Source organism: Planotetraspora sp. A-T 1434 (assembly GCF_025420585.1).
Lineage (GTDB): Bacteria > Actinomycetota > Actinomycetes > Streptosporangiales > Streptosporangiaceae > JAOEGB01.
Genome location: NZ_JAOEGB010000056.1, coordinates 1 through 4,233 on the forward strand (window position 1 = coordinate 1; position 4,233 = coordinate 4,233).

The 4,233-nt window shown below is 65.2% G+C and carries 6 protein-coding genes; 4 read left to right on the forward strand and 2 right to left on the reverse strand.

The genetic code is table 11. The features are described 5' to 3' along the window. The first annotated feature begins 235 nt into the window (after nt 1-235). Nucleotides 236-754, forward strand: a complete 519-nt coding sequence (locus tag N5079_RS34845; protein WP_261588495.1) for a hypothetical protein — start codon at nt 236-238, stop codon at nt 752-754. A gap of 219 nt (nt 755-973) precedes the next feature. Here N5079_RS34845 and N5079_RS35735 read toward each other — a convergent pair whose 3' ends face one another. Beyond that, entirely contained in the window at nt 974-1,252 is a 279-nt protein-coding gene (locus N5079_RS35735; RefSeq protein ID WP_410007859.1) for a helix-turn-helix domain-containing protein, read from the reverse strand. 231 nt (nt 1,253-1,483) lie between these two features. Continuing rightward, nucleotides 1,484-1,987, reverse strand: coding sequence for a winged helix-turn-helix transcriptional regulator (locus N5079_RS34850; protein WP_261588496.1), 504 nt, complete (start codon nt 1,985-1,987; stop codon nt 1,484-1,486). Between the two features lie 74 nt (nt 1,988-2,061). On the opposite strand from N5079_RS34850, the gene N5079_RS34855 reads away from it, so the two are divergent. The 3 genes from N5079_RS34855 (at nt 2,062) to N5079_RS34865 (ending at nt 4,053) form a co-directional block, all read left to right on the forward strand. Next, nucleotides 2,062-2,658 (forward strand): dihydrofolate reductase family protein, encoded by a 597-nt coding sequence (locus N5079_RS34855; RefSeq protein WP_261588497.1) that lies wholly within the window; start codon nt 2,062-2,064, stop codon nt 2,656-2,658. Then, the gene (locus N5079_RS34860; protein WP_261588498.1) at nt 2,652-3,461 is read left to right on the forward strand and encodes an MBL fold metallo-hydrolase; all 810 of its coding nucleotides are present in this window, start codon (nt 2,652-2,654) and stop codon (nt 3,459-3,461) included. Before N5079_RS34855 ends, N5079_RS34860 begins: the two co-directional genes overlap by 7 nt. Nucleotides 3,462-3,633: 172 nt before the next feature. Further along, on the forward strand, nt 3,634-4,053 hold the full coding sequence (locus tag N5079_RS34865; protein ID WP_261588499.1) for a hypothetical protein: 420 nt from the start codon (nt 3,634-3,636) through the stop codon (nt 4,051-4,053). The last annotated feature ends 180 nt before the right edge of the window (nt 4,054-4,233 follow it).

Here is a 4,233-nt window from a genome sequence, read left to right on the forward strand (position 1 = left end):
GACCTCGTTGCGTATCCACAAACAGGGCATCCGGTGGTGATTTTCCTAATGTGATCAAGTCGCGTAAGGAGAAGTTTGCTAAGAAAAATCGCCACTTTCGTCATCGCGGCTCTGGCCGCACTCCCAACGGTTTTCGCCCGTACCTGCCTCTGCGAACGCCGGCGAAACCGTTTCCCCCAGGGCCACATCATCCGACTACGAGGTCGAGTACACCATCTAGAACGAGGAGAATCGTATGTGGAAAGTGGTGAGCAGGGCCTTGCTCGCAGCGGCCCTGCTGGTAACGGCACTTGTCGTGGTGCCCGCACCCGCGTTTGCGGGCGACTGGGGAGGAGCCCCCGTCAAGGTGACCAACGCCGACGGCCGGGATGAGGAGTTCTGGGTCGGTAGTGACGGCGCTGTTTGGCACCGTTGGGCGACAATCCCCCACGGAAAGATCGACAGCGGAAACTACAGCCTGGGCGGCCACGTCACCTCCGGCGTCGGAGTCACCCGCAACCAGGACGGCCGACTCGAGATCTTCGGCCGCGCCGACGGTGGGGACCTGAACCACAAGTGGCAGCTCGTACCTAACGGTAACTGGAGCGGCTGGGCCTCGCTCGGCGGCCGGCTGCAGCCCTACACGGGCGTGTACGCGGACTACTTTTCCAACAACGGCGGCACCATCCGGGTGAAGGTGACCGGCGTCGACGGTCTGATCCACTACAAGTGGCAGCTCGCACCTAACTGCTGTTGGAGCGACACCTGGGTGTAAGCCCAGGTGTGGGAGGCCTGAAGGAGAAGGCTAGCCTCAATCTTTCATGAGTCCGGTTCGGTCGCGTAGCGGCCGAACCGGTTCTTCTTTTAGGCAATTTGCGTGTGCCGCAAGAGTAACCAACACCTATGACGATTCCCTACGACACATGCGCCGGCGGACCGCCATGCCAGATCGACAGGCAGCGCACGGATCCGTCCTTGAGCACAATCGGTGCGATCAGTCGTCGTGGTGTACCAGTTCTTCAACGTCTTCCCGCGGCGGCGGGTAGGGCAGGCCGAGCATGGCGGCCAGCTTGGCCGTGGGGATGAGGATTTTGCGGCCGATCCGGATCGACGGCAGGTCGCCCCGGTGGACCGCGTCGTATCCGGCCTCGCGGGTGATGCCCAGGAGCCGGGCGGCCTGGCGGACACTCGTGGTCGGCCATCCGCTCCCGAAGCTGTCCCCAGCCCCAAAGTAGGTTTTGACCGACTCGGGAAGGTCCTCCGCTCGCCGAATGTGTCCCTAGCCGCCAGGTAGGAGATCTCGGGGTTGAGGCTGACAGCAACCGAACGGCCAGCCGGGAGCCGGTTGGCTAGCGGATCTTTGGACCGCTACGCCGCAGCGGGACACAGAACGTCACCTTCACGCCCTGTGACGACGTCGGGTAGGCGGTGTGTCTGTCCCATGGCGGCGTCTTGTGCGCGGTGATGGCAAGCTACCCAAGAAGGTAGGGCGGGGGCCGTTTCGTCACCGTTGATCGACGTGTTCTTGCTCGGCGGCTGCGGCGTAGGCGGCGTCGAGACGCTCGAACGGGCCTGGACCGTCGTGCGGCTTCGGCGGGGCGCCGAGGTGGCGGACGCGAAGCTCGTCCATGAGCTCCTCGATGAACGCCGGACCCTTATCGCGCATGAGCTGCTGTCGGCTCCGGAGCTCGTCGCTGCCCGGGCGCCAGTCGAGGCTCCAGTTGCCGAGGGCGTAGATGATCGGAAGAGTCTGGATACCGGCTTCAGTGAGGCTATAGCGAGCGCGCTGCCCCCGTGCGGCGGTGCCGCGGGTGAGGATCCCTGCGTCGACGAGCCGCACGAGGCGGTCGGCGAGGATGTTCGAGGCGATGCCCTCGATCGACCCGGTGAGCAGCGCCCGGAAGTAGCGGCGGTCGCCGAAGATGACGTCGCGCAGCACGAGCAACGACCAGCGATCTCCGAGCACCTCGACGGCGGCGTTGATCGGACACCCGGACCGTGGTTCCACGATTCCTCCTTGACAGGTATTTCGTCCTACCTATAGTAGTTGCAGAATACAATCACTCTTGGGAAGAGGAGCTGATGGGCCGCTTCGTCTATGCGATGCAGGTGTCCCTCGACCTGCGGATCGAGCAAGTTCCAGGGGACAACGGTGCTGGCGAGTGGCTGCGCATCGACGAGGAATTGCACCGCGAGGCCAATGCGCAGACGCAGGCGCTCGCGCTCATGATCCAAGGCCGCGTCTACTACGAGGTCATGGAGGAGTACTGGCCACGGGCGCGCGAGGACGCGTCGCTGCCGGACTACATGCGTGAGTACGGCGAGATCTGGACCGCCAAGCCCAAGGTGCTCGTCTCCCGCACCCGCCGCAGCGCCGATCACAACACCCGGATCATCGGCGGAGACGACGCGATCGAGCAACTCGCCGCCCTGCGGGCCGGGACCGACGGCAGCATCAGTGTGGGCGGCGCGGCGCTCGCCACCCAGCTGCTCCGGGCGGGGCTGCTCGACGAGCTGCTGCTGTTCACCCATCCCGCGATCCTCGGCTTCGGCAGGCCGCTGTTCGACGACTACGACGTGCCGATCGAGCTCGACCTGATCGAGCAGCGATCGTTCAAGCAGGGCGTCACGATGCATCGCTACGCCATCCGGGATGCAAAGGAGGCGCGCTCGTGGTGAGGCAGGTCGCGGAGGGTGTGCTGGTCCACGAGAGCGAGTTCGTGCAGAGCAACGCCGTTGTGGTGCAGGGCCGGGCCGGTGTTTTGCTCATCGACCCGGGGGTGACCGGCTCCGAGCTCGACTGCCTCGCGAACGACCTTCGCGAGTTGGGTCAGCCCGTTGTGGCAGGCTTTTCTACGCATCCGGATTGGGATCACCTGCTCTGGCAGGCCCGGCTCGGCGAGGCGCCCCGTTACGGCACGGCGCGCTGCGCGGCCACTGTCCGAGATCAGCTGTCGGACGCAGGTGCGAAGGCCCGCATTGCCGCCCACCTGCTCGAGACGGAAATCGCGGGGCAGGTACCGCTGGACCTGTTCGGCCTCATTACCGGCCTGCCCGCCGAAACTGCGCAGATTCCTTGGGATGGCCCTCACGTCCGGATCATCGAGCATCAAGCGCATGCCCCGGGCCACGCGGCGCTGTTGATCGAGGAACGCGGGGTTCTCGTCGCCGGCGACATGCTGTCTGATGTCTTGATTCCGATGCTCGACTTGGACGGCGCCGCGGACCCGATCGAAGACTACCTCACCGCCCTGCGGCTGCTCGAGGGCGTGGTGAGCGACGTCGATGTCGTCGTCCCTGGCCACGGTTCCGTCGGCGGATCCGACGAGGTACAGGCTCGGATCGACCTGGATCGGGCGTACGTACTCGCGTTGCGGAACGGCCAAGTCCCCGCCGACCCACGGGTCGGCCCGTCGGCCAAGCCTGGCTGGGAGTGGGTGAGCGACGTGCACGAAGGGCAACTCCAGCGCCTCGCCCAATGAAGCGAGCGCAAGCCCCGGCTTCATACCAACGAAAGGAGTGGAAATGCTTCGCAAACGTGTGGCGGCCATGGTGACCGCTGTCCTGCTCTGTTGCCTGGTGCAGGCGACACCGGCAACTGCTGACTCATACTGTAACGGTGTATGGTGCACCGTTCACGGGCCGGACCTGACCATGAACAACGTGTTCTGGGCGGGCGGGGCGGAGACCTTCCGTGTCGGCACGTCGACCACGTACTCCACCAACCCCGGCGCACTCTGGCACCGGTGGGTGTACTCCAACGGATCCTGGTCCCCGTGGCAGAGCCTCGGCGGAGAGATCCACGACGGCTGGTGCGGCAACCAGAACAAGGACGGCCGGCTGGAGATCTTCGTCAAGGCCCGCGGCGGGGATGTCAACCACATATGGCAGTTAAAGCCGGCCGGCTCCTGGAGTGGCTGGGCCAGCCTGGGTGGCCGCATCGCTCCCGGCAATGGTGTCTGGTGTTCCACAAGCGCCAACGGGGAGCTGGGAATCGCCGTCTACGGTCCCGACAACTGGTGGCACTACAAGTGGCAGATAACCCCCGGGGGCAGCTGGACGGATTGGCGGTAGTCCCGTCTTGTTGGAGCGAAGGATGTGGGGCCCTGCTCAGCGGGGCCTCACGTGGGCTATCGACGGGGTATCGGGGGTGTGAACTCGACAGACCACGGCCCGTACTCCACGGGCCGCAGGTCACGGGATCCCATCGGGGGCGGCGTCGCTAGGAGGAGACCTTAGGAGGCATTGGGTGTA

Excerpts from the sequence above, each read along its gene's own strand:
- N5079_RS34865 (WP_261588499.1), top strand. The coding sequence starts at position 3,634 with ATGAACAACGTGTTCTGGGCGGGCGGGGCGGAGACCTTCCGTGTCGGC.
- N5079_RS34845 (WP_261588495.1), top strand. The coding sequence starts at position 236 with ATGTGGAAAGTGGTGAGCAGGGCCTTGCTCGCAGCGGCCCTGCTGGTA.
- N5079_RS34855 (WP_261588497.1), top strand. The coding sequence starts at position 2,062 with ATGGGCCGCTTCGTCTATGCGATGCAGGTGTCCCTCGACCTGCGGATC.